20 protein-coding genes are annotated in these 24,547 nt (G+C 60.2%); 7 read left to right on the top strand and 13 right to left on the bottom strand.

Going from position 1 to position 24,547, the window contains the following annotated elements:
• Genes SynPROSU1_RS00100 through SynPROSU1_RS00090 form a run of 3 tightly spaced genes read left to right on the top strand, consistent with a single transcriptional unit; the run spans position 1 to position 4,211 of the window.
• A complete protein-coding gene (locus tag SynPROSU1_RS00100) occupies positions 1–1,845 on the top strand; it encodes a GspE/PulE family protein (RefSeq protein WP_186571010.1) in 1,845 nt (614 codons plus the stop codon).
• 10 nt (positions 1,846–1,855) lie between these two features.
• A complete protein-coding gene (locus SynPROSU1_RS00095) occupies positions 1,856–2,932 on the top strand; it encodes a type IV pilus twitching motility protein PilT (RefSeq protein ID WP_186571009.1) in 1,077 nt (358 codons plus the stop codon).
• A 19-nt stretch (positions 2,933–2,951) separates the two neighbouring features.
• A complete protein-coding gene (locus tag SynPROSU1_RS00090; RefSeq protein WP_186571008.1) occupies positions 2,952–4,211 on the top strand; it encodes a type II secretion system F family protein in 1,260 nt (419 codons plus the stop codon).
• Here SynPROSU1_RS00090 and SynPROSU1_RS00085 read toward each other — a convergent pair.
• Positions 4,204–5,457, bottom strand: coding sequence for an NAD(P)/FAD-dependent oxidoreductase (locus SynPROSU1_RS00085; RefSeq protein WP_186571007.1), 1,254 nt, complete (start codon positions 5,455–5,457; stop codon positions 4,204–4,206). The two genes, SynPROSU1_RS00090 and SynPROSU1_RS00085, sit on opposite strands and share 8 nt — an antisense overlap.
• Entirely contained in the window at positions 5,429–5,932 is a 504-nt protein-coding gene (gene msrB / locus SynPROSU1_RS00080; protein ID WP_186571006.1) for a peptide-methionine (R)-S-oxide reductase MsrB, read from the bottom strand. The genes SynPROSU1_RS00085 and msrB overlap by 29 nt, the downstream gene beginning before the upstream one ends.
• A 40-nt stretch (positions 5,933–5,972) precedes the next feature.
• On the opposite strand from msrB, the gene dusA reads away from it, so the two are divergent.
• Complete coding sequence (dusA, locus tag SynPROSU1_RS00075) at positions 5,973–6,968, top strand: tRNA dihydrouridine(20/20a) synthase DusA (protein WP_186571005.1); 996 nt, start codon at positions 5,973–5,975, stop codon at positions 6,966–6,968.
• A 13-nt stretch (positions 6,969–6,981) separates the two neighbouring features.
• On the opposite strand, the gene SynPROSU1_RS00070 is transcribed toward dusA, so the two are convergent.
• The 7 genes from SynPROSU1_RS00070 to SynPROSU1_RS00040 form a co-directional block, all read right to left on the bottom strand.
• Entirely contained in the window at positions 6,982–7,542 is a 561-nt protein-coding gene (locus tag SynPROSU1_RS00070) for an RNA-binding protein (RefSeq protein ID WP_186571004.1), read from the bottom strand.
• A 126-nt stretch (positions 7,543–7,668) separates the two neighbouring features.
• A complete protein-coding gene (gene argH / locus SynPROSU1_RS00065) occupies positions 7,669–9,087 on the bottom strand; it encodes an argininosuccinate lyase (protein WP_186571003.1) in 1,419 nt (472 codons plus the stop codon).
• A 28-nt stretch (positions 9,088–9,115) separates the two neighbouring features.
• A complete protein-coding gene (locus tag SynPROSU1_RS00060) occupies positions 9,116–10,528 on the bottom strand; it encodes a PP2C family protein-serine/threonine phosphatase (protein WP_186571002.1) in 1,413 nt (470 codons plus the stop codon).
• Positions 10,529–10,563: 35 nt separating this feature from the next.
• Positions 10,564–12,099, bottom strand: a complete 1,536-nt coding sequence (gene ftsY / locus SynPROSU1_RS00055; RefSeq protein WP_186571001.1) for a signal recognition particle-docking protein FtsY — start codon at positions 12,097–12,099, stop codon at positions 10,564–10,566.
• Positions 12,099–12,734, bottom strand: a complete 636-nt coding sequence (nusB, locus tag SynPROSU1_RS00050) for a transcription antitermination factor NusB (protein ID WP_186571000.1) — start codon at positions 12,732–12,734, stop codon at positions 12,099–12,101. The genes ftsY and nusB overlap by 1 nt, the downstream gene beginning before the upstream one ends.
• A 3-nt stretch (positions 12,735–12,737) precedes the next feature.
• On the bottom strand, positions 12,738–13,472 hold the full coding sequence (locus tag SynPROSU1_RS00045; RefSeq protein ID WP_186570999.1) for a DUF502 domain-containing protein: 735 nt from the start codon (positions 13,470–13,472) through the stop codon (positions 12,738–12,740).
• A gap of 50 nt (positions 13,473–13,522) precedes the next feature.
• Entirely contained in the window at positions 13,523–14,170 is a 648-nt protein-coding gene (locus tag SynPROSU1_RS00040; RefSeq protein ID WP_186570998.1) for an HpsJ family protein, read from the bottom strand.
• Between the two features lie 36 nt (positions 14,171–14,206).
• Here SynPROSU1_RS00040 and queG point away from each other — a divergent pair, with 36 nt between their 5' ends.
• Genes queG through SynPROSU1_RS00025 form a run of 3 tightly spaced genes read left to right on the top strand, consistent with a single transcriptional unit; the run spans position 14,207 to position 18,587 of the window.
• Positions 14,207–15,172: a tRNA epoxyqueuosine(34) reductase QueG gene (gene queG / locus SynPROSU1_RS00035; protein WP_186570997.1), complete on the top strand. Its 966-nt coding sequence runs from the start codon at positions 14,207–14,209 to the stop codon at positions 15,170–15,172.
• A 19-nt stretch (positions 15,173–15,191) separates the two neighbouring features.
• Positions 15,192–16,073 carry a tetratricopeptide repeat protein gene (locus tag SynPROSU1_RS00030; protein ID WP_186570996.1) on the top strand — a complete coding sequence of 294 codons (882 nt, stop codon included), beginning with the start codon at positions 15,192–15,194 and terminating at the stop codon, positions 16,071–16,073.
• 45 nt (positions 16,074–16,118) lie between these two features.
• The gene (locus SynPROSU1_RS00025) at positions 16,119–18,587 is read left to right on the top strand and encodes a DNA topoisomerase (ATP-hydrolyzing) subunit A (RefSeq protein ID WP_186570995.1); all 2,469 of its coding nucleotides are present in this window, start codon (positions 16,119–16,121) and stop codon (positions 18,585–18,587) included.
• On the opposite strand, the gene purF is transcribed toward SynPROSU1_RS00025, so the two are convergent.
• The 4 genes from purF to dnaN form a co-directional block, all read right to left on the bottom strand.
• The gene (gene purF / locus SynPROSU1_RS00020) at positions 18,588–20,045 is read right to left on the bottom strand and encodes an amidophosphoribosyltransferase (RefSeq protein ID WP_186570994.1); all 1,458 of its coding nucleotides are present in this window, start codon (positions 20,043–20,045) and stop codon (positions 18,588–18,590) included. It abuts the gene before it with no gap.
• Between the two features lie 61 nt (positions 20,046–20,106).
• Positions 20,107–22,413 carry a phosphoribosylformylglycinamidine synthase subunit PurL gene (gene purL / locus SynPROSU1_RS00015; RefSeq protein WP_186570993.1) on the bottom strand — a complete coding sequence of 769 codons (2,307 nt, stop codon included), beginning with the start codon at positions 22,411–22,413 and terminating at the stop codon, positions 20,107–20,109.
• Positions 22,414–22,453: 40 nt separating this feature from the next.
• On the bottom strand, positions 22,454–23,212 hold the full coding sequence (locus SynPROSU1_RS00010; RefSeq protein WP_186570992.1) for an RNA methyltransferase: 759 nt from the start codon (positions 23,210–23,212) through the stop codon (positions 22,454–22,456).
• Position 23,213: 1 nt separating this feature from the next.
• Positions 23,214–24,374: a DNA polymerase III subunit beta gene (gene dnaN / locus SynPROSU1_RS00005; RefSeq protein ID WP_186570991.1), complete on the bottom strand. Its 1,161-nt coding sequence runs from the start codon at positions 24,372–24,374 to the stop codon at positions 23,214–23,216.
• Positions 24,375–24,547: the final 173 nt, after the last annotated feature.

Genomic DNA, 24,547 nt, shown 5'->3' with positions numbered 1-24,547 from the left:
ATGACTCTGACGCTGCCCACCCCAGATGCCGGCGACACGGCGCGGCAGCGTTTTGCCCTTGAACTGCTGCTGCAACAGCCTGTTCCTGGACCGGAGCGGCTGATGGAAAGCCGCAACCTGCTGGATAACGCCTTGCCGGATGTGCAGGCGGATCAATGGCGCGCGCTCCAGGCCATGCCGATCGCAATCAATGCTGACCAGCTCGACATTGCGATTCCCAGCCAGTGGCGAGACCAGGAATGGCAACACCTGATCAATCAGCTGCCGGAACAACACCGAACGATTCGCCTGCACCCAGCCATCGAAGCGGATCTGCAATGTGCCCTGCGCTCGGTAACAGACGAACCACAGACGAATCCGATCCCGCCAGCAGCAGCAGAGGCCAGCAGGCCTGCTCCAGCCGAACCCGACAACAGACTCGATGTGGATCCTGAGTCCTTTCTGGAGGACTTCAGCCCCGATGGGGTGTTGGACAGCGACGAGGACACCCAAGTAGCCCAGGACGCCATTGACCTGGAGACCAGCCTCAAGGATGCAGAAGCCTCGCCCGTGGTGACGCTGGTGGACCGGATCCTGCTGCAGGCCATGTCGGTCAATGCCAGCGACATCCATGTGGAACCGCAGCAGAAAGGTCTGCGGCTGCGATTCCGCCAGGACGGTGTTCTCCAGCAGTACATCGAGCCGCTCCCCAGTCGCCTGGTCCCCGCGGTGACATCCCGTTTCAAGATCCTGGCGGATCTGGACATCGCCGAACGGCGCCAGGCCCAGGACGGCCGCATTCGCCGCAAATACCGCGACCGGGTGATTGATTTCCGCGTTAACACCCTGCCCAGTCGCTTCGGCGAAAAGGTCTGTCTGCGCCTGCTGGACAGCGGAGCGACCCAGTTGGGACTGGACAAACTGATCAGCGATCCCGACGCGTTGGCACTGGTCAGGGACCTGGGCTCAAAACCCTTCGGAATGATCCTGGTCACCGGACCAACCGGCTCCGGCAAGTCCACCACGCTCTATTCGCTGCTGGCCGAGCGCAACGATCCGGGCATCAACATCTCCACGGTGGAGGACCCGATCGAATACACCCTGCCAGGCATCACCCAATGCCAGGTGAACCGTGAAAAGGGCTTCGACTTCGCCACGGCACTCCGTGCCTTCATGCGCCAGGACCCGGACGTTCTGCTGGTGGGAGAAACCCGTGATCTCGAAACGGCCAAAACAGCGATCGAAGCCGCACTCACCGGTCATCTGGTGCTCAGCACCCTTCACGCCAACGATGCCCCCAGCACCATCGCCCGACTGGACGAAATGGGAGTGGAGCCCTTCATGGTGTCAGCGTCCCTGATCGGAATCATTTCCCAGCGGCTGCTGCGAAGGGTCTGCTCCCACTGCCGCGAGCCCTACCGGCCAGAGGAACGGGAACTGGGCCGCTTCGGGCTCATGGCGAGCAGGGAGGCGGATGTCACCTTTTACCGGGCCCACCATCACAATCCCAACGAACCGGTCTGTCCCCATTGCCAGGGCAGTGGCTACAAGGGCCGTGTCGGCATCTATGAGGTGCTGCGGATCCAGGACGATATGGCCACAGCCATCTCCAGAGGCGCCAGCACCGATGTGATCCGACAGCTGGCCCTGGAATCGGGAATGGTGACCCTGCTGGGCTACAGCCTCGAACTGGTTCGACAGGGCGAAACCACGCTGGAAGAGGTGGGTCGGATGGTGCTGACGGATTCCGGACTGGAATCTGAGCGCAGAGCCCGCGCACTCAGCACAATGACGTGTGATGGATGCGGTGCCGGTCTGCAGGAAGGCTGGCTCGAGTGTCCCTATTGCCTGACACCACGCCACTGAGGAGCCGGTCATGGATCTGATGATCGAAGACCTGATGGAACAACTGGTGCAGGGCGGTGGCAGTGACCTGCACCTCGCCACCGGTCAGCCGCCCTATGGCCGCTTCAGCGGTGAGCTGCGTCCGATGACGGAACGGCCACTTGCCGAGGAGGACTGCAACAAGCTGATCTTCTCGATGCTGAACAACAGCCAGCGCAAGACGCTGGAACAGACATGGGAACTGGACTGCGCCTACGGCTTGAAGGGTGTTGCCCGCTTCCGCGTGAACGTCTACCGCCAGAAAGGAAGCTATGCGGCCTGCCTGCGGGCCCTCGGCAACAAGATTCCCAGCGTTGAACTACTGGACCTGCCGCCGGTGGTGCTGGAGACGAGCGCGCGGCCCCGAGGGCTCGTCCTGGTGACCGGTCCCACAGGATCAGGAAAGACCACCACCCTTGCGGCACTGCTCGATCACATCAACCACACCCGCAGCGAACACATCCTCACGATCGAAGACCCAATCGAATTCGTGTATCAGAGCGACAAAAGCCTGGTGCACCAACGCCAACTCAACGAAGACACCCGCAGCTTCGCCAACGCCTTGCGGGCCGCACTGCGGGAAGACCCGGACGTGATCCTGGTGGGTGAAATGAGGGATCTAGAGACCATTCAATTGGCGGTGAGTGCTGCCGAAACAGGACATCTCGTCTTCGGCACCCTGCACACCAGTTCAGCGGCCCAGACTGTGGATCGCATGGTTGACGTCTTCCCACCGGAACAACAGACGCAGATCCGTGTTCAGCTCTCGGGCAGCTTGGTGGCTGTGTTTTCCCAGACGCTCTGCCGCCGTCAGAACCCAGCAGAGGGACAGTTCGGCCGCGTGATGGCGCAGGAAATCCTGATCAACACACCCGCCACCGCCAACCTGATCCGTGAGGGCAAAACGGCGCAGCTCTACTCGCAGATTCAGACGGGCGGAGAACAGGGCATGCAGACACTGGAAAAAGCCTTGGCCAATCTGGTGCTCAACGGGGATGTGTCCCGTGCCGAAGCCATGGCCAAAGCCAGCAAACCTGGCGAATTGCAGCGGTTGATCGGTGACATCTGAACCCAGGAGGTAAGCACCGATGGCCGCCTTCATTGCCTCTTACTCCGGTCCCACAGGACAACCGCGGACGGTGACCATCAAGGCAGCCGACGTGGGAGAAGCCAAAAAACTGCTGCGCCGGCGAGGCATCCGTGCCGATGAACTGCGACCGGTCACCCCTGGAAACACCCAGGACGGCAAGGCAGATGCGGCCGCAGAAGGAGGTCTCGGTTCATTCGACCTCAACCGCTTGTTTGAAAAAGCACCGGGCGTGAAAGAAAAGGCCGTCTTCGCCAGCAAGCTGGCGGCTTTGGTCGATGCCGGGGTCCCGATCGTTCGCAGCCTGGATCTGATGGCCACGCAGCAGAAACTGCCGATGTTCAAACGCGCGCTCACGAAAGTGAGCCTCGACGTCAATGAGGGCATCGCGCTGGCAACATCTCTGCGCCAGTGGCCGAAGGTGTTTGACCAGCTCAGCATCGCCATGGTGGAAGCCGGGGAAGCAGGCGGTGTGCTTGATGAAGCCCTCAAACGACTGGCCAAATTGCTCGAGGACAACGCCAAACTTCAGAACCAGATCAAGGGAGCACTCGGCTATCCCGTGGCAGTGCTGGTGATCGCCATCCTGGTGTTCCTCGGCATGACCATCTTTCTGATCCCGACCTTCGCGGGGATCTTCGAAGACCTGGGGGCCGAACTACCAGCCTTCACTCAACTGCTCGTTGATCTGAGCGCACTGCTGCGCTCCTCCGTCGCGCTCTATGCCCTGGGGGTAATCCTGCTGGCGATGTGGCTATTGGGCCGGTTTTACGCCACCCACAACGGCCGTCGGACGATCGACCGGCTGGTGTTGAAACTGCCGCTGTTCGGCGAACTCATCCTGATGACAGCAACGGCTCAGTTCTGTCGAATCTTCAGTTCACTCACCCGGGCGGGGGTGCCGATCCTGATGTCGATGGAGATCTCGAGCGAAACCGCCGGCAACTCGATCATTTCCGATGCGATCCTCGCCTCGCGGGGCATGGTTCAGGAGGGTGTGCTGCTGAGCAATGCACTGATCCGTCAGAAGGTGCTCCCAGACATGGCCCTGAACATGCTGGCCATTGGCGAAGAAACCGGCGAGATGGACAAGATGCTCAGCAAGGTGGCGGACTTCTACGAAGACGAAGTCGGGGCGATGGTTAAAGCGCTGACCTCGATGCTCGAGCCCGCAATGATCGTGGTGGTCGGCGGCATCGTGGGATCCATCCTGCTGGCGATGTACCTGCCGATGTTCACCGTGTTTGATCAGATCAAGTGAGGATGGCGGCAATCGCCTGACCCGCCAGCCAGCCACCGCTCCAACAGGCCTGGAAGTTGAAACCGCCAGTCACCCCGTCCACATCCAACAGTTCACCAGCCAGGTAAAGACCGGAACAGCGCCGGCTCTCCATCGTGGCCAGGTTGACGTCCCCTAAGGCGACACCGCCGGCGGTGACGAACTCCTCCCCAAACGGCCCACGTCCCTTGATCGACAAACGCTGCGCGCAAAGCAGTTCCACCAAATGACGCTCCGCCTTGATCGGCAAATCGGCCCAACGCCGATCAGGCTTTACCCCAGCCATGGTCAGGAAAGCCTGCCAGAGCCGCCGTGGCAGATGCTCGAAGGGCTTGGCGGCCGCAAGGGTGCGCTTGGCCTGCTCTTGGCGCCACTGCTGCAGTCGCTGCTCCACCCCTTGACGGCCCAGACCTGCACTCCAATCCACTTTGAGCTCACCTGCGTAATGGCTCGCGTGCAGGGCCCTGGCCGCAAAGGCTGAGAGGCGGAGCGTGGCCGGCCCGCTCAGACCACGGTGGGTGATCAGCACCCGCCCGGTCTGCTGGAAACGCTGCTGACCCAGCTTCAGATCCAGACCCACATCGTCGATGGCGATGCCACTGCAGGGGGCCAGGGCAGGCGACTGCAGCGAGAGGCTGAACAGCGATGGCACCGGCGGCACCACCTGGTGGCCCAGGGCCTCCGCCAGTTTTCGACCACTGGGATGACCGCCAGTGGCGAGCATCAGGCAGCGTGAACGCAATGGCAGCTCAAGGCCGCGGCCCTCAAGCACAAACCCCCCCTCAGGGTGAACGCGCACCTGCTGGACCATGGCCTTGGTACGCAGCTGAACACCCGAGGCCCGGGCCGCCTTCTGCAGGCAATGGATCACCGCCTCGGAGCGGTTCTGCTGCGGGAACATCCGTCCATCGGGCTCCTCCACCAGCGTGAGCCCATGCTCGTCAAACCAGGCGACCGTATCCCCGCAGGCAAAGCGACTGAAGGGGCCACGCAAGGGGCGACTGCCACGGGGGTAATGGGTGGCCAGTTCACGGGGGTCCCAGCAGGCATGGGTCACATTGCAACGACCCCCACCGCTGATACGTACCTTCTGGAGCGGCTCGGGGGTGCCTTCCAGCACCAGCACATGCCGAACCCCCTGCTCGGCTGCAGTGATTGCTGCCAGGTATCCGGCAGGACCACCGCCGACGACGATCAGATCAAGCGGGCTGGAAGCGGAGGGCGACACCGTTGTTGCAATAGCGCTTGCCAGTGGGTCGAGGTCCATCATTGAACACGTGGCCCTGGTGCCCACCGCAGCGGCTGCAGTGGTATTCCGTGCGCGGAAGGATCAATTTGAAATCTACTTTCGTGGCGATGGCCCCATCCAGGGGCTGCCAGAAGCTGGGCCAACCGGTGCCGCTGTCGAATTTGGCTTCCGAGGAAAACAGCGCCGCATCACAGCCTGCACAGTGATAGGTGCCGGAACGCTTCTCCCCATTGAGCGGACTCGTGAACGGGCGTTCAGTCCCCTCGTTGCGCAACACGTCATAGGCCTGGGGAGACAAACGCTCACGCCACTGGTCGGCATCGAGATCCCATGCGGAGTCACCCGCTTTGGACGCTGCCAGCACGGCCTGAGGTCTCCAGAGACTGCCAAAAACCCCTGCCATTGCAGCCAAGAGCAGCGAACGACGGGACAGAACGGCGGCACTCAAGCTCATCGACGCTGACGCAGGAATCATGGGCGGTTCTAATGGATTGATGACTGCCGCCGGATCCACCGCTGCCTACCGCTTCAGTGTGGCGCCGATGCTGGATTGCACCGACCGCCACTTCCGGGTGCTGATGCGGCAGATCAGCCGCAGGGCCCTGCTCTACAGCGAAATGGTGGTAGCCCAGGCACTGCACCACAGCAAGCGACGCAACAAGCTGCTGGATTTCGATCCTGTTGAACATCCGATCGCACTGCAGATTGGCGGCGACGATCCAGCCCTGCTGGCCGAAGCCGCACGGCTGGCTCAGGACTGGGGCTACGACGAGATCAACCTCAATGTGGGGTGCCCCAGTCAAAAGGTGCAGGCCGGCAACTTCGGCGCCTGTCTGATGGCAGAACCGGATCTGGTCGCCCGCTGCGTGGAAGCCATGGTGGACGCAGGGGGACTCCCCGTGACCGTGAAGCATCGGATCGGCATTGACGATCTCGACAGTGACGACTTACTGACGAACTTCGTGGATCGGGTGGCGCTGGCGGGGGCGAGTCGCTTCGCAGTTCATGCCCGTAAGGCCTGGCTGGAGGGCCTGGATCCCAAGCAAAACCGAACGATTCCTCCCCTGCAGCATGAACGGGTGGTGGCTCTCAAACAACGCCGGCCCGATCTGGTGATTGAACTCAACGGAGGGCTGGAATCACCTGAAGACTGCCTTCTGGCGCTGGAAGGGTGCGATGGCGCCATGGTGGGACGAGCGGCCTACAGCCATCCGTTGCGCTGGACCAGCGTCGATGAATTGATCTTCGGAGAGGAGTCGCGCCAGATCCTGGCGTCAGACGTCGTGCAGGGGTTGCTCCCCCATGCGGCCGTTCATCTGGAGCGGGGGGGACGTCTGTGGGACCTATGCCGTCACCTGGTGCAGCTTGTGGAGGGCGTGCGTGGTGCTCGCCACTGGCGCCGGGAGCTGGGGGAAAAAGCCCAACGACCCGGAGCCGACCTGAATGTCCTGGTCCATGCCGGGCAGCAGCTCAAAGACGCAGGACTTTGATCAAGGGCTGGCGTCAGCCCTGGGCTCCGCCGTAACCGGAGTAGTCATCACCACCACCACTGGAGGATCCGCGACGACGACGGCTGCGGCCTTCGTCGTAGGCATTGCCCTCTCCACTGTTGTCGCGAGCTCCGTAGCTGCGGTCTTCCCAGCCGCGTGCGCCGGATGGGCGGTCACCGCCACCACCGCCACCGCCGCCGCCGTAGCCGCCACCACCGCCGCCGCCGTAGCCGCCACCACCGCCGCCGCCGTAGCCGCCACCACCACCGCCGCCGTAGCCGCCACCACCACCGCCGCCGTAGCCGCCACCACCGCCGCGACGGGGAGCGCTTCCGCGAGGTTCAGCTTTGTTGATCCGAAGAGGACGGCCCATCAGTTCTGCACCCTGAAGGCCTTCAATCGCTGCGTCCTCGGTGGACTCATCCGCCATCTCGATGAAAGCAAAACCGCGCTTACGGCCCGTATCCCGCTCAAGGGGCAGCGCACAGTTGGTCACTTCACCGAACTGGGCAAACAGTTCAATCACATCTTCCTGCTCAGCGCGGAAGGGAAGGTTGCCGACAAAAATGCTCACGTTTTGCGTGGACCGGGTACGAAACAGTGGACCGAAGAGGCCTGGAACATTGCCATCGGGCCATGACTCCGGAACGAAGTGACATACCTCTGGCGAATCAAGCGTAGACCCGTTTATGGGGGAGAGTCATCCCACAGCTTGACTTCCGTTGAAACGCTGTAACCAACGCTGAAGCTGTTCATCAACACGCTCAAATCCCGTTCCCCCTTCGCTGCGACGGGCCGCCACAACGGCCCGGGGAGCCAGGGCGTCATGAAGATCCGCCTCAAAGGCCGGATGGAGTTCCTTCCAGGCACTCAGATCAAGGTCCCGTAACAAACAACCCTGCTCAAGACAGCGCCGGACGACAGCACCGACCAGTTGATAAGCCTCGCGAAATGGAACACCACGAGCCACCAGATAGTCAGCCACATCCGTTGCATTGGAGAAGTCCTGCTCCACCGCTTCATTGAGGCGCTCGACTCTGAAATCAAGCCCTTCCTCAAACAAAATCGCCATCGCTTCAACACAATCACGCGTTGTGCGGAAGGCATCAAACAGAGCTTCCTTGTCTTCTTGAAAGTCCTTGTTGTAAGCCAGCGGAAGACCTTTAATCATCGTTAACAAGCCCTGCAAGTGCCCGAAGACACGACCAGTTTTTCCCCGCACCAATTCGGGAACATCTGGATTTTTTTTCTGAGGCATCAAGCTGCTGCCGGTGGCGCAACGATCACTCAGACGAACAAAGCCGAATTCCTCCGACGCCCAGGCGATCACTTCCTCCGCCAGACGGCTCAGATGCACCATCACCAGGGATGCAGCAGCGGAGAACTCAACGCAGAAATCACGGTCGCTAACGGCATCGAGGCTATTGGCGTAAACCGCTGAAAAACCCAACTCCTTCGCCGTGCGCTGGCGATCAATCGGCACCGGTGTTCCCGCCAGGGCAGCCGCCCCAAGCGGGCAGATGTTCACGCGTTTCCGCACATCCTGGAGCCGCTCACGGTCACGCTCCAGCATCTCGACGTAAGCGAGGAGGTGATGAGCAAGACAGAGCGGTTGCGCCCGCTGAAGATGCGTATAACCGGGAATCATCGTGCGGCGATGACGATCCGCCTGGGTCAGCAACGAGATCTGCAACCGCTGCAGATCCTGATCCAGACCATCCAACCGCCGCCGCAACCAGAGACGGAGATCGGTACCAACCTGATCATTGCGACTCCGTCCGGTGTGCAGTTTTTTGCCCACTGGACCCAGCAGAGCGATCAACCGACGTTCCACGGCGAAGTGAACATCCTCATCGGCCAAACCGGGCTGAAAACTGCCGGACGCCGCCTCCGTGCGAACCGTCTCTAAGCCCTCCACCAGCTGCTCAGCGTCCGCCTCCGTGATCACTCCTGCGCCTGCCAACATCCGGGCATGGGCAATCGACCCATCCAGATCCTCCTGAAGCAAGGTGAGATCAAAACCGATGGAGGCATTGAACGCTTCAATGAAGGGATGCAGACCCTGCTCAAACCGATCACTCCAGGTGCCTGCAGCACCACCGGTCACCCCACCAGACATCAGTTCATCCGTCGATTTCCTCAGCTTGTCAGGCGATTGACCGTCCCTGCACACTCGGCAACGTGACCGCTTCCGGAACTTTCAGCACCACAAGGGACGCGTCATCCTCCAGCTGACGATCCGGACCAACAAAGCGATCCAAACGTTCAAACAGGCTTTCGAGAATTCCCTGCGCCCCCTGACCACTGCGGCATGCCGTTTCAAGGGCACGAATCAGCCGCGCCTCATCGAAACGATCTCCGGTGATCCCCGGTGCTTCCGTCACACCATCGGTGTAATAGAGCAACACATCTCCCGGTTCAAGGCGAACCTCCCCAAGGGCAAACTCAGCCTCAGGCTGAAGACCGATCAGCAGCCCTGCGGCATCGAGCCGCATGATCACCCGTCGTTCGGCACGCCAGAGCAGGGGAGGGTTATGGGCCGCGTTGGCGTAGCGCAACCGCAACGTGCGCGGATCCAGATCGGAATAAAACAGCGTCACAAACCGGTGGGATTGCGCGAGGTCCTCCTGAGCCAGCTGGTTGAGGTCATGAAGGATCCGATCCGGTGGCAACCCGCTGAGAACCTCAGCACGCAGCATCCCCCGCAACATCGTCATCAGCAGCCCGGCAGGAACGCCTTTGCCCATGACATCTCCCATCACCAGCGCCCAGCGACCCCGCTCTCGACGACGGCCGATCAGTTCCGGACGGGTGGGAATGAAGTCGTAGTAATCACCACCCACCTGAAAGGCGGGCCGGCAACGCGCAGCCAGGTCGACGCCCTCGATCACGGGGCAGCGATCCGGTAACAACTGGGCCTGAATCTCCGCTCCGATGCTGAGTTGTCGGTCGACCCGCTCGTGACGGCGAGCGTCCTGCAGCATTTGATCGTTTTCGATCGCAACACCAGCGAGATCCGCCACCAACTGGACATGCCGACGATGCACCTCGGTCCAGACCAACGCACCGTTGCGGGCATAGACGTAAAGGCGGCCCCGCGACCGACCACGGGCCGTCACAGACGTGGCGAACAATCCCGCTTTGGGAAGGCAGCGTTGAACGAGACGATCGAGCTCCAGCAGCTGCTGGTCGTCGCTGCCAAAACCCGCTGCAGATCCGGGTTCAAAAGCGGCCAAACGCCGCAACAGATCCTGAGACGACTCGACCGGTCTCCCCTGCAGCTGATCACGCCAGAGGCGACCATCCGTCTGAAATGGAACGAGCAGAGCGCCTTCAACCCCCACCAGACGCGAAGCCACGACGGGCACAAGCTCGAGAAAGCGTTGAAGGTTGGTGAAGCTGCGGAGGGCAAACCCCAAGGAAACCAACAGGTCCTGGTTGCGGCGCTGTTCGCTGCTGAGGCTGTCAAACAGCTGACGCAGCGATGCCATCGCCTGAGGCGAGGGATTCCCAAAACTCTGCTGAGGGCTGGAATGGCGTCCGGGTGGCTTGCTGCTCAACCTCGCACCCCCAGGATCCGCAAGGTAGCAACGCTTCAGCGTCCAGCCAGCAGAGCCTCAACGAATTCAAAACTGTTAAAGGGGCGCAGATCGCGGATTCCTTCACCAGCACCGATGAAACGAATCGGCAATCCAGCCTCGGACGACACCGCTAGGGCGACGCCGCCACGGGCTGTGCCGTCCAATTTCGTGATCACAACGCCGGTCAGACCAGCCGCCTTGGCGAAGGCCATCGCTTGACGAAGCCCGTTCTGACCCTGACTTGCATCAAGAACCAGCAGGGATTCGACTTTCGCCTCCGGCGCCAAACGGTCGATGATCTTCCTGACTTTCTGGAGTTCTTCCATCAGGTTGTGTTTGGTCTGCAACCGTCCGGCGGTGTCCACCAACAGCAAATCCGCCTCGCGTGAGCGGGCTGCGCCGATGGCATCGAAAACAACGGCAGCTGGATCAGCATTGCTACTGGGGTTGGACACCACAGGAACATCACTTCGCTCGCCCCAAACCTCAACCTGCTGGACGGCGGCAGCCCGGAAGGTATCCGCAGCCGCGATCAGAGCCGAATAACCACTGCGAACAGCCAGGTTGGCCAATTTCCCAAGGGTCGTTGTCTTGCCTACGCCATTCACCCCCACCATCAACCAGATGTTGAGCCGATCCCGTTCCGGAGCCAGAAGGGGAACACCGCTGGCCTGAATGGGCGCATCCAACAGGCCACGCAGCTGTTCCTTGAGGAAGCGAATCCCTTCTTGAGGGTCAACCACCTCCTGATTCATCCGTTGCCGCAGTGCATCCAGCACCTGGTCGGTGGCCTGAACGCCAGCATCAGCCCTCAGCAACAAGGTTTCGAGATCATCGAGAACCTCCGGCGTCAGCGGGTCGTCACCAAGGTTCTCGAGAAGACCGGTCACAAAACCCTGACGGGTCTTTTCCAGGCCGCGGCGTAACCGGCCCAACCAATCGATTTCTTCGAGGGAAACCTGATCAACACGTCGACCCTGGGCCGCAAGCACCTCAGCCGACCAGGTGAAATCCTGATCAAAGTCACCCAGCCGTGGCTCTTCCGAATCGACGGTGGGCTCGGGCGCTGGAGCCGGAGTGGGTGCAGGGGGAGCCTCGAAGGCTCTGTCGTCCAGATCCTGCTGACGCTGCTGGCGTTGAGCAGCGGCTTGCTCGAGCAACGACAGCCCAGGTGCTGGTGCTGGTGACAGCGTTGGGGTTGGTGGCTGAGTTGGTAGCGGGGAGGGAGTCGGTAGGGGTGCCGATGCCGGGATTGGTGACGGCGTTGGCGTTGGTGCGGGGGTTGGTTCTGGACTCTGCTCAGGAGTTGGGGCAGGGGCAACAGAAGGCGTCGCGGTCTGCTGCTGTGCCTTCAAGCGGGCGTAGGCCTCACGGGCCCAAACCAAGGCCTCATCTTCCTCCTCGTTTGCTGCAGGAACCGGCGTCGGCTCCGGTGGTGAGACAGCCGCTTCAGCCGGAACCGCAGTGGGCTCCGGTGTCGGCGCGGGAGTAGGCGTCGGCTCCGGTTTCGGAGACTCCTCAGCCTGTCGCTCGAACCAGTTGAACACCATCAGGCCGATGCTTTGGATTGAGCGTTATGAAAGCGGCGCAACACGCCGTTGATCATCCGGCGACCCTGCTCATCGCTGTAACGGTTCGCCAGTTCAACAGCCTCGTTGAACGCCACCGGAGCTGGGGTCCGCAAACTTTCCAGATCAACAACAGCCAACCGGAGAATGTCGCGGTCGATCCGCGGAAGTCGCGTCAATCTCCAGCCCTCCATCACCTGATCCAGCCGTGTATCGATGCCCTCGCGCTGGGTGAGCACCTTCTGAACCCGCTCCATGGCACCGCGGCGAATCTGCTCCTGATCCCCAAGCAACAACAGCCGAGGCAGCTCGAGGCTTGCAGACAAGCCATTCAACACTTGTTCAGCAGAACTCAATGACGAGCGCAGATGGGTGCGGACGGCGTCATGGGTGCCGGTTTCGCCCTGCTGCAACTCACTATCCAGCAGAAACTGCTGCGCCTGTTCCAGCTCCGCAGCACTGGCATCAAGTGATTCGCGCCAGTGCTGGGTGAGGGTGTCGAGGGCCTGATCCAGAATCGAATCAAGGGCCAGATCAGACACTGCGGCTGGCTTCTGTTCTGGCACCTGACCGAGCACCAGCAGAGCCAGCTCGCGTGAAAGGGATCGTGTCGCCATGACTCAGCTGGAAGGAGATGCAGAAGCCCGCAACTGGGCCATGAGGCTGGAGAAACTGCGATTCACGGGTGCTTCCCGGTCATCGGGGTTGACGATGCCAGCCGAAATAATCGTTCGGAAGGCCTCTTCAACACTGATCTCAAGCTCACGGACGGACCCCGCAGGAACAAGGGTGTACCACCCGGTGGTTGGATTTGGAGCAGTGGGAATAAACACACTCAACAGGGGCTCCTTCAGATCGGACTGAAGTGAGGGACCCACCTCACCGGTCACAAAACCAACGCTGAACAAGCCCTCTCTGGGGTATTCCACGAGAACAACTCGTCGGAAGCGGGTGGAATTGTCGCGAAGAAAGGTCTCCAGCAACTGCTTCAAGGTTTTGTAGACCGATCCAGCCAGGGGAATACGGCTCAGGGTGCCTTCACCGAACTCCAGCAACCAGCGGCCCACAATGTTTCGGGCCATCAACCCAATCAGAAGGATGCCCATCAGAGGCACCGTGAGACCGAGAGCCAGATTGATCAGATCCTGAAGCAGTGGATTCAGGGTGATGAAGGGGTTGAACTGCTTCGGAATCGACGTCAGAAACGCCAGAACAAAGCGACTGACGATTGTTGACAGCCAGATGGTGGTCGCCAGTGGGATCACCACGAGCAACCCTGCGATCAGGTCGTTTTTCAGATCCTGCCGAAGTCTTGCGGACAGCGGCAGATCAGGTCTGGGATTGGACTCGACCAAGGAGCTTCTGCGCCCAGCTTTGAATGAGGTTTGACCAACCTAACCAGCGGTCAGAGCACTGCCGTGAAAGCGAGAAGCACAAATGCAACGGCGAGGACCACAGCAGTGATGGTTCCACCAATGAACCGCTGCCTGGATTCGCGAGCCTGGCCGGCCTCAACGGTCTTGAGTTGTGTTTCCATCTGGGCGATCTGATCGTCCACCATTTTTTCCGCCGCCCTCAGCTTGTCCTCATCGGTGGCATCCGCAGCAAGTTGACCGGCCTGAGCCAGCTGCTCGCCCAGGGACGTCACCTGTGCTTCATCAGCCCGGAAGGCCCGAGCATCCTTAAGAGCTTCACGACCCTGCTCAAGATTGCGCAGGCGAGCCACGTCACCTGCACCGCCATCGAGAGACATGGGGACAGCAACCACCATGCCGAGAGCCAACAGTGCTGAAAGAACAGCGATGAGCAGGCGCAGAGGACTGCGCTGCTGCTGAGGATGATCCAACCGTGACCCAATCAGACAGATCAACAAGCCGGCCAAGCCCAGAGGAGCCAGTGCCACCAGAGGGCCGGCGACCTGCGGGCGGGAAGCATCCGCACTCCAGTCAACGCCAACCAACACAGCCACCATCTGCAGCACCAGAATCACCACAAGGGTCAAGCCAAGCCACCGCAGCAAAGGTGCGAGTCGTCCTGTCTCGGTTCCGGTCACGGAGAAGATGCTGAACAGCGCCCAACCATAAGGTCGATGAAGGGGCATGTCACCGAACAACAAACGAGGTTGAGTAAGGCTCTGAAGCGCCGCGCCGCCGAAGAAGGCTTCAATCCGGTTGGGATTGCCAGGATCCCTGGAAGTCCACGGCTGCAGCTGCGCACCGAAGCCCTGCAGCGCTGGTTGGACCATGGGCATCAAGCCGACATGGCCTGGATGGCGGCCCCCCGACGTCGAGATCCCACGCTTCTGTTGGAGGGGGTCAACAGCGTGCTCGCCGTCGGCCTCAACTACTACGTCAACACCAAGCCATCCCCAGAGTCCCTCAAGGTGGCCCGCTATGGCTGGGGTCGGGACTATCACCGAGTTGTGGATCAACGGCTCCGACGGATCGGTCGTTGGCTTTCGGAACAGCGGCCCGACTGTGGGTGGCGGGCCTGTGTGGACGCTGCACCGCTGCTGGACAAAGCCTGGGCCGAGGAAGCCGGGCTGGGCTGGATCGGTAAGCACAGCAACCTGATTCACCCCCAACGGGGCTCATGGATGGTGATCGGCCATCTCCTGATCACAGAGCCCTTGGACGCCGACCCGCCAGCGCGAAGCCTCTGTGGACGCTGCACAGCCTGCATCGATGCCTGCCCGACGGATGCGATCCGTGAACCTTTTGTGGTGGATGCAAGGCGCTGCCTGGCCTTTCACACGATCGAAAACCGTGCAGACGAATTACCAGAGAACATTCAAGCGGCTCTTGGGCCTTGGGTGGCGGGATGTGACATCTGCCAAGACGTCTGCCCTTGGAACCATCGAACCTTGCCCCACAGCAACGATCCGGAGGTGCAGCCACGCCCTTGGCTTCTGAATCTGAGCCAAGAGAACGTCCAGGAGTGGGATGACGAGGTCTGGGATCAGAACCTGCGGGGATCAGCACTGCGACGGATCAAACCTTGGATGTGGCGACGCAACGCCGCTGCGGCACAACCGGATCCCACACCTACGCTTTAGCCACTTCAACGTTGGTCGAGTGCTGCGTCGAATTCGCTTCAGTCGAACACTGGCGGTTGCACTGCTCATCCTGGGCGGTTGGTTCGGCGCACCAGCAGCCAACGCCCTAATCCCCTACGTCTATCTGCCCACAGAGGAGGAACTCAAAGGTTCATCGATCGGCATTGGGCGAACCGCTGCGCAATTACTTCAGCTGGGGCAAGCCAAGGATGCCGCTCGACTCGCAGCTCTAGCGGTCCGGCTCAACCCGAATGACGAACGGTTCTGGTCGATCCTGGCGGAGGCACAACTCCGCAACAACGACCTCAAGGATGCAAGCCGGTCTCTGGCCCGCGCCAAGCAGCTCAATCCCGAAAAAGCCGGCCTTTGGTTTGCCGAAGCAGCGATTGCCCTGCGGGCAGAGCGACCGGATGATGCCGTTCCGTTGATTGCCCGCGGACTCCAGTTGGATCCGAACAACGCTGCGGCCTATTTCGACCTCGGCAACGCCAGGATCATGCAGGACGAACTGCCCCGAGCCCTTGAATCGTTCGAAAAAGCCACCGCACTGAAGCCGGAGTTCTGGGAAGCTTTAAACAACCAAGCTCTCGTTCTTTATGAGCTGGGCCAGCGTCAAGAGGCGGTGCGTCGCTGGCGCCGGGTGTTGAAGTTGGAGGCCAATCCAGAACCCATGCTGGCCCTGGCTGCAGCCCTACATCAACTGGGCGAGCACACAGAAGCGATTCAGCTGGCTTCCACAGCACTGGCCAAGAATCCCAACTACGTCTTGCCGTTGCACCAAGCAGAACAGCTGTGGGGTCGTCGCATCCGTGAAGCGACGGCACAATTGCTCAGTGAGCCGGAACTAACCAACAGTGTGGAACGGGCACAAGCCAACGCGACGTGGAAGAAAAGCCAGTGATCATCTGTAGGCTGAGCGCCTTGCGGTCGGAGATCGACGGACCGAATGGCTGAGGAGCGCGTTCAACCGATCGCCCTGCATCAAGAGATGCAGCGCTCCTACCTCGAATACGCCATGAGCGTGATCGTGGGTCGGGCGTTGCCCGATGCACGCGATGGTCTCAAACCCGTGCAGCGACGCATCCTTTACGCGATGCAGGAACTGGGGCTGACCCCAGATCGTCCTTATCGCAAATGCGCGAGGGTCGTTGGTGATGTGCTTGGCAAGTACCACCCCCACGGTGATCAGGCGGTCTATGACGCCCTCGTGCGCCTTGTTCAGACCTTCTCCAGCCGACACCCACTGCTGGACGGCCACGGCAATTTCGGCTCGGTAGACGACGACCCGCCGGCGGCGATGCGGTACACCGAAACCCGCCTGGCCCCCATCTCCCATCAGGCGATGCTTGAGGAGATCGGTGAAGACACCGTTGATTTTGCGCCGAACTTCGATGGATCCCAACAGGAACCCACCGTTCTTCCTGCCCAGCTTCCCTTCCTGCTGCTGAACGGCTGCTCCGGCATCGCCGTCGGCATGGCCACCAGCATCCCTCCACACAACCTGGGAGAAGTGGTGGATGGTCTCATCGCTCTGATCCGGAAGCCGGAACTGAGTGACGAGAAACTGCTGGAACTGATTCCGGGGCCCGACTTCCCCACCGGCGGCGAGGTGCTGATCAGCTCAGGCCTGCGAGACACCTACCTGCATGGCCGCGGCAGCATCCCCATGCGCGGCGTCGCCCACACCGAAGAGGTGCAACCCGGCAAAGGACGCCACAAGCGCAATGCCGTTGTTGTCACGGAACTGCCGTACCAGCTCAGCAAGGCCGGCTGGATTGAAAAGCTGGCGGAATCCGTCAACGACGGAAAAATTGGCGGAATCGCCGACATCCGAGACGAAAGCGACCGCGAAGGCATGCGTGTTGTGGTGGAGCTGCGCCGCGACGCCGATCCGGAGAAGGTGCTGAAGGATTTGCAACGTCGAACGGCGCTGCAGAGCAACTTCGGAGCCATCCTGCTGGCGCTGGTGGATGGACAACCCCTGCAGCTGTCTTTGCGCCAACTGCTGCAGACCTTTCTCGATTTCAGGGAACTGACCCTGATCCGACGCACCAGTCATGCCCTGCGCAAGACCGAAGACCGGCTTGAGGTGGTGCAAGGACTGATCACAGCCCTGAACAATCTTCAAGCTGTGATCGCCATGATTCAGGAGGCCAATGACGCCGCCTCCGCCCGCGCCAGCTTGATGGTGCGACTCGACCTCAGCGAACGGCAGGCCGATGCGGTGTTGGCGATGCCCCTGAGACGCCTCACCGGACTCGAGCAGGAAAGTCTGCGACAGGAACTGGACGAACTGCGGACAGAACGGCAACGCCTGAAGTTGCTCCTGGACAACCGGGATCAACTGCTGGACGCGATGGTCACGGAACTCAAGGGATTGAAGAAACGCTTCAACACCCCCCGTCGAACCCGTCTGGTGGAAGGAGGCGACGCCCTGATGGCCGAACGGGCAGCCAGCCAACGCCCCAACACGGAACTCCTGCGTCAACAGGCCCTGGCCGCACTACCTGGAGATGGTCGCGTGCTGATCCAGGCCGATGGACAAGTGAAAATCGTCACGCCTCAGGTGCTCGGTCGCCTGCATCTGAATGATCCTTGCCCCATTGGCGATGCACCCTCCCCGGCTCAGGTGATCCTGCCGATCGAACCACCACCGCGATTGCTGGCGGTGAGTGCCGGCGGCCGCATTGCTCAAGTTCGCTGGGAATTCGCCGGACAACAGCCCGGACCAATCGAGCGTTTCCTTCCCACCGGCCTCGACGGAGACCGCATCGTCTCCCTGCTGTCACTGCCCAGCCAGGCCACCGATGAACTCAGTCTCGGCTTGCTGAGCAGCGATGGTCGCTTCAAACGACTTCCCCTCAGCGAGGTGGTGGATCTCTCCGGTCGAGCCACCAGCGTTCTCAAACTGAAGGAAAGCGTCGAGCTCAACGGTGCGGTGATCTGCCGCGACCAGGGAACACTCGTGCTGATCAGCGATATCGGACGCCTGCTGCGACTGCGAATTACCGAGGATTCGCTGCCGTTGATGGGTCGATTGGCACAGGGACCGATGACGATGCGATTGCTCCCCGGGGAACAAATCATTGGAGCCGCCTGCACAGAACAGACACCAGTGATGCTCGTCAGCCAACGGGGGTTGATCGGACGAATCGATTGCTCAGGCCTGAGATACAACCAACGGGGTGATCTCGGCAGCATGGCCGTTCAGGTTGATGCCAAATCTGATCGTCTTGTGGGAATGAGCGATGGGACCGGGCTTGCAGGACTGCGCACCAGCAAGGACCGTCACGGGCGCCTGGATCCAGAAGAACTGAACATCTCACAACCTGGAGAAAAACTGATTGAACAAACTCCTCTTCAAGATGGAGAAACAATCGTTGATGTGATCAACACCATTCAAACGTCCCCCTGATCAAGAGCTGCAATTCTGCTCCAACCATTTGAAATACTCTTCATCAATACCACCGGTCACATAGTGACCATCAAAACAAGACATCTCAAGATCTTTGATTTCAGTATTTTGCACAATGCTTTCAAGCAAGTTTTCAACGGTCTGATAGACAACATGATCAGCCCCAAGAACATCTGAAATATCATCAACAGTTCGGCCATGGGCAAGAAGTTCCGCCCGCGTCGGCATGTTGATCCCATAAACATTGGGATAGCGGACAGGTGGAGCCGCCGATGTAAAGGTCACCTTGTTAGCACCGGCGCTGCGGGCCATCTGAACAATTTCGCGAGAGGTGGTACCACGAACAATTGAATCATCGACAATCAAAACATTCTTCCCTGCAAATTCGGTGCCAAGAGCATTGAGTTTCTGCCGCACTGATTTTTTTCGTTCAGCCTGACCCGGCATGATGAAGGTTCGACCGACATAGCGGTTCTTGTAAAAACCTTCGCGATAGTCAAGACCCAATTGCTTGGCGACCTGCATTGCGGACGGCCTGGCTGAATCAGGAATCGGCATCACAACATCAATATCACCAGCCGGCAATGCTTCGGAAATGGTTTGAGCGAGACGATCGCCCATCCTTAAACGCGACTCATAAACCGAAATACCGTTCATTACAGAATCCGGACGTGCCAGATAGACATACTCAAAAGCACAGGGAATCAAACGAGGAGAATCGGCGCACTGGCGCTGATACAAATTGGCATCGAGGTCGATAAAAACAGCCTCACCAGGATCCACATCGCGAACGATCTCGTAGCCACTGTTTTCAATCACCAGCGACTCACTGGCAACAATCCACTCCTCACAACCCTGCTCGGACAAACGCCTACCGAGAATCAGGGGACGAATTCCATAGGGATCACGGAAGGCCAGCATTCCATGGCCCGCAATCAAAGCAATGGCCGCATAAGACCCCTGAACGCGATGATGCAGAGATGACACCGCATTAAACAATTGATCCGGCGTCAGATCTCGTCCAGTCAGTTGAGATTGAACCTCGGTAGCCAATACATTGAGCAACATCTCCGTATCGCTCGTCGAATTGGTGTGACGACGATCAATCCTGAACAGATCCTGCTCAAGCTGATGAGTGTTAGTGAGATTGCCGTTATGAACAAAAGTGATGCCATAGGGAGCATTCACATAAAAGGGCTGAACTTCCTCTTCTGATGCCGCGGCACCACGAGTCGCATAACGAACATGACCAATACCAGCATTGCCCAAAAGCTTTCGCATGTCTCGGGTGCGAAATGCTTCACGCACACGTCCCTTTTGTTTGTGCACATGGAACGTGTGATTGTCCATCGTGACAATCCCAGCCGAATCCTGCCCACGGTGCTGAAGAAGAAGCAGATTGTCGTAGATCTGTTGGTTGACAGAGTCAACACAGAACATGCCGATAATGCCGCACATGATGAATCCGTAGCCAGAAAGAAAAGGAAGAGAATCGGCCGTCAGGCAACGCCTGACTCAATCACTCCGAATGAATCCGTCGGGGCAACGCATCACGGAAGACAGCTGCACAACGTTCAACCTCAAGATCAAGCTGAACAGCAGATTGAGATTGGATGATCACACGAGGCTCCGCTGTGACACTGCCAAGCGGGGTGACGGACAAGACTGAATTGGCCTCGATCAACTGCTCCCAAGCAGGGAGGCCCGCTGCATTCACAGAAACAATGACCCGACTGCCGCCTTCCGCGAACAACGCCCGGTCCAGACGCGCCGAACCTGTCGACAGGGTCACGTTGATGCCGAGATCAGAAGCGATGCAGGATTCAGCCAACGCCACAGCGAGACCGCCATCACTGCAGTCGTGGGCAGAGGCCAGCAAACCCTGAGCGATGGCCTCACGAACCACACGCCCCACAGCGGCTTCGGCGGCGAGATCAGTCTGGGGAGGGCGTCCTGCCAAAGACCCGAGGCTCTGCTGCTGATAGGCACTGCCCGCCAAACCAAGGCTGGGATCCGCAACATCATCCGGCGGAACGCCAATGAGAAAGATCAAGTCACCGGGCTGCCGCCAGGCCAAGCCGGTCACACGACTGATGTCGTCGACACAACCAACCATGCCGATCACCGGCGTGGGATGGATTGGTTGCATCGTGCCGTCATCCTGTTTGGTCTCGTTGTACAGCGAGACGTTGCCGCCAGTGACAGGGGTGTTCAGGGCACGACAGGCGTCGGAAATCCCCCGACAGGCCATGGCCAACTGCCAGAACCCCTTCGGCGTTTCCGGTGACGGGAAATTGAGGTTGTCGGTCACCGCCAGGGGTTCAGCCCCCACACAACTCAAGTTGCGTGCCGCTTCGGCGACGGCCGCCTGGGCACCACGTTCGGGGTCAAGCGCAACCCAACGGTTGGGGCAGTCCACGGTGGCGGCGACACCACGGTTGGATGCAGCCATGGATCCTTGCCCCTGCTGAGGTCTCAGCCGCACCACAGCTGCATCGGCAGCACCGGACGACGCCACCGTGTTGGCCAGCACTTGCTGGTCGTACTGACGGTGAACCCAATGCTTGCTCGCGATGGTGGGATCATCCAGCAGCTGCAGCAGTGCCGCAGCGGCATCGCTCAGCTCCGGAAGCTCCTGCTCGGTCCAGGTCCAGAGCACCTGAAGGTCCGCTGGAGGCTCCTGCAACAGGGCATGTTTTTCGATCGGGGTGTCATCGGCAAGAGCCGTGGCCGGCACCTCAGCGGCGACGGAACCGTGATGCAAGACCCGAACAATCGGTTCCTGCAACACCTTCCCCACGACCGCCGCCTGCAGTCCCCAGCGACGGAACCGCTGCATCAACGCCTCCTCCCGCCCGGCCTTCACCACAAACAACATGCGTTCCTGGGATTCCGACAACAGGAACTCGTAGGCCGTCATCCCGGTTTCACGAGCTGGAACCCGATCCAGATCCAGTTCCACCCCCAGGCCCCCTTTGGCGGCCATTTCCGAACAGCTGCAGGTGAGACCAGCGGCGCCCATGTCCTGCGCTGCCACCACATCACCACTGGCGAATGCCTCAAGACAGGCTTCGATCAGCCCTTTCTCAAGAAAAGGGTCACCCACTTGAACAGCGGGTCGGTCATCGAGTGAGTCAGCGCTGAGCTCAGCGCTGGCGAAGCTGGCTCCCCCCATGCCGTCCCGGCCTGTGGTGCTGCCCACATACACCACGGGATTCCCAACACCGATCGCTCCGGATTTAACGATCTCCTCGGTCTCCATCAGACCGAGGGCCATGGCATTCACCAGCGGATTGCCGGAATAGGACGGGTCAAAGGCGACCTCACCACCCACCGTCGGCACACCAACGCAATTGCCGTAGTGGGCAATGCCAGCCACCACTCCCTCCATCAAGCCGACGTTGGCGGGGTCCTCGAGAGGACCAAAGCGCAGGGCATTCAGCAACGCGATCGGACGCGCACCCATCGTGAAGATGTCACGCAGGATCCCGCCCACCCCTGTTGCCGCTCCCTGAAAGGGTTCGACAGCAGAGGGATGGTTATGGCTTTCGATCTTGAAGGCCAACCGATGCCCCCCTCCGAGGTCGACCACTCCGGCATTTTCTCCGGGTCCCACCAAAATGCGAGGTCCCTCAGTTGGGAAACCACTTAGCAACGGCCTGGAATTGCGATAGCAGCAGTGTTCAGACCACATCACACCGAACATGCCCAACTCAGCTCGGTTCGGCTCACGACCGAGCCGCCGACAGATCTCATCCCAGTCACTGGGCTTGAGCCCTTCCTGCTTCAGGGCTGCAGCTATGTCGTACGCAGGGGAGGAAACCACGAATCGCGGAGCACCTGCCCCCAGTGTTGCCGACCGACCGTCAGACCCAGGGGTCCTCGTCCTGACGGCGACGGGGAGACCGGGTTTCCTCCCAGCTGTCGTCATCCCAGACCTCAGCCTCAGCCTGAGAGGCAGCCTCTGGTTCGGCGTTCCCGGGTGAGGAGCGAATGGTCTCTGGGCGCAAGTCATCCATGGGCGAGTCCTCCAACCAACCCTCGAGTCGATCGCCGGCACGGTCGCCCATGGTGCGCAACTGGTCCCGCCAGCGTTGGGTGCGTTGGAGCAAATCCTGGCGGACGCTGGCGCGGGCCATGGGCAGATCATCCAACCCCATCAGGCCCGTTTGAATCTGGCCAGGTTGCTGGTCAAGGATGCGATCTGGAGCCAAACGCCATCGGGAACTCCCTGGCAGTCGCGGGTCGCTGCGCGCGATCAGGTAGTGAAGAATCACTCCATCCGCTGGGCGGAAATCGAGATCCACAACGCTGCCGATCCGTTCAGCGTTGCGATCCAGCAATGCTGCATCCAGCAACGTTGGCAAGCGCTCCAGCGTTGCCTGATCAGTGACCGCAGGTTCGCCACGCACAAACACTTGCTGATCCGTGAAACCACAACACTGGTTCAAACGCCAGACATCACGCGACATGCGCAGCGCGGACGGTCGGCTGACCCAACCCAACAGCCGATGCACAGGGGGATGCATCCAGGCCATCACCCCAGGCCCGTGATCCAAGCCCAGATCACAACGGACGGTATGACTCAGAAGATCGCTGAGGAGAAGCTGATCCGGAAGCGACACATCAGGAACGAATCTGAACAGGCATCACCAGATAGGTGAAGGCTTCAGGCGCTTCATCGGAACGAAGCACAGCCGGTGTAGTGGGGGCATTGCAATGCAGAACAATCCGATCCGTCCCCATGGCCTTCAGGCCGTCCAGCAGGTATCGAACGTTGAAGGCAATCTGCATGGCGTCACCCTCAAGGTTGGCGGGAAGCGACTCGGAGCCACTGCCCACATCCTGCGCATCAGCGCTGATCTGCACAACACCGTCTTCAGGCTGACTGCTGAACTTCACAACGTTGTTGTGTTGATCAGCGAGAACAGCAATGCGTTCCAAGGCGGCGATTAGGGCACGACGATCCATCCCGAACGTTCGCGTAAAACCATCTGGAATCAGTTGCCCGTAATTGGGATAGGTGCCCTCCAGCGTGCGGCTTGTCACCATCTGGTCTGCGGCGAGAAACACCACCTGACCGCGATCACAGAACAAACTGACAGGCTCATCAGATCGCCACGACGCCATCAGCCGCTCAACCTCCCGCAGAGAACGTGCCGGGAGCGTCACCGCGAAACCTTGCTCATCCACTGCGGCGTCGACCACGGCCGCGTCCTGCAGAGCGTCGTCAACGTGCAGCACAGCAAGGCGATGCCCATCGGTGGCAGCAGCTTCCAGAGCCCGCTCGTTGAACTTCAGATGCACACCGGTGAGCAGTTGCTTCGCCTCATCACCACTGCTAGCGAACAGGGTGCCCTTGAGCGCCTGCACCAACCGTTCAGGCTGCAGCTTGAGCGTCATGCCGCTCTCCACCATGGGGAGGTCGGGGTAGTCATCAGCGCTCATACCGCGCATCTGATAACTGCCGCTCAGGCTGGTGAGCTGAACCTGCTCACCGGAATCCTCAACGGCAAGCGTGACTGGAGAATCGCTCGACAAACGGGACACAATCTCACCGAGCAACCGAGCCGGAAGCGTGATGGCGCCGCTGGTTTCCACGCTCGCAGCGAGAGAGGTCTGAATCCCGAGGCTCAGATCGAACCCCGTGAGGCTGAGGCGATTGCTCCCTGCATCGGCGGTGAGCAACACATTGGCCAACACCGGATGGGTGGGGCGTGTGGCGACCGCACGGCTCACCAACTGAAGGGCGCCATTCAGTTCGGACTGTGAACAGACCACCTTCATCGTCCTGACGACCTGAGCGCGCTGAGGTGTCCCACGGTTTCACAGGCTGAGGGGAAGCGCAATGGCCAGCACAACGGGATTCTCTGTTCGGCTGTTTGGTTCTTATGGATTTAAAAAACAAGAACTAAAACAGTCGTAGTAGGGCCTGGGGAAAAGGGGTAAAGCCTCTCGAA

The organism is Synechococcus sp. PROS-U-1 (assembly GCF_014279755.1).
Lineage (GTDB): Bacteria > Cyanobacteriota > Cyanobacteriia > PCC-6307 > Cyanobiaceae > Parasynechococcus.
The sequence above is the reverse complement of the archived record's forward strand: the minus strand, read 5'-3'. Positions and strand labels throughout refer to the sequence as shown.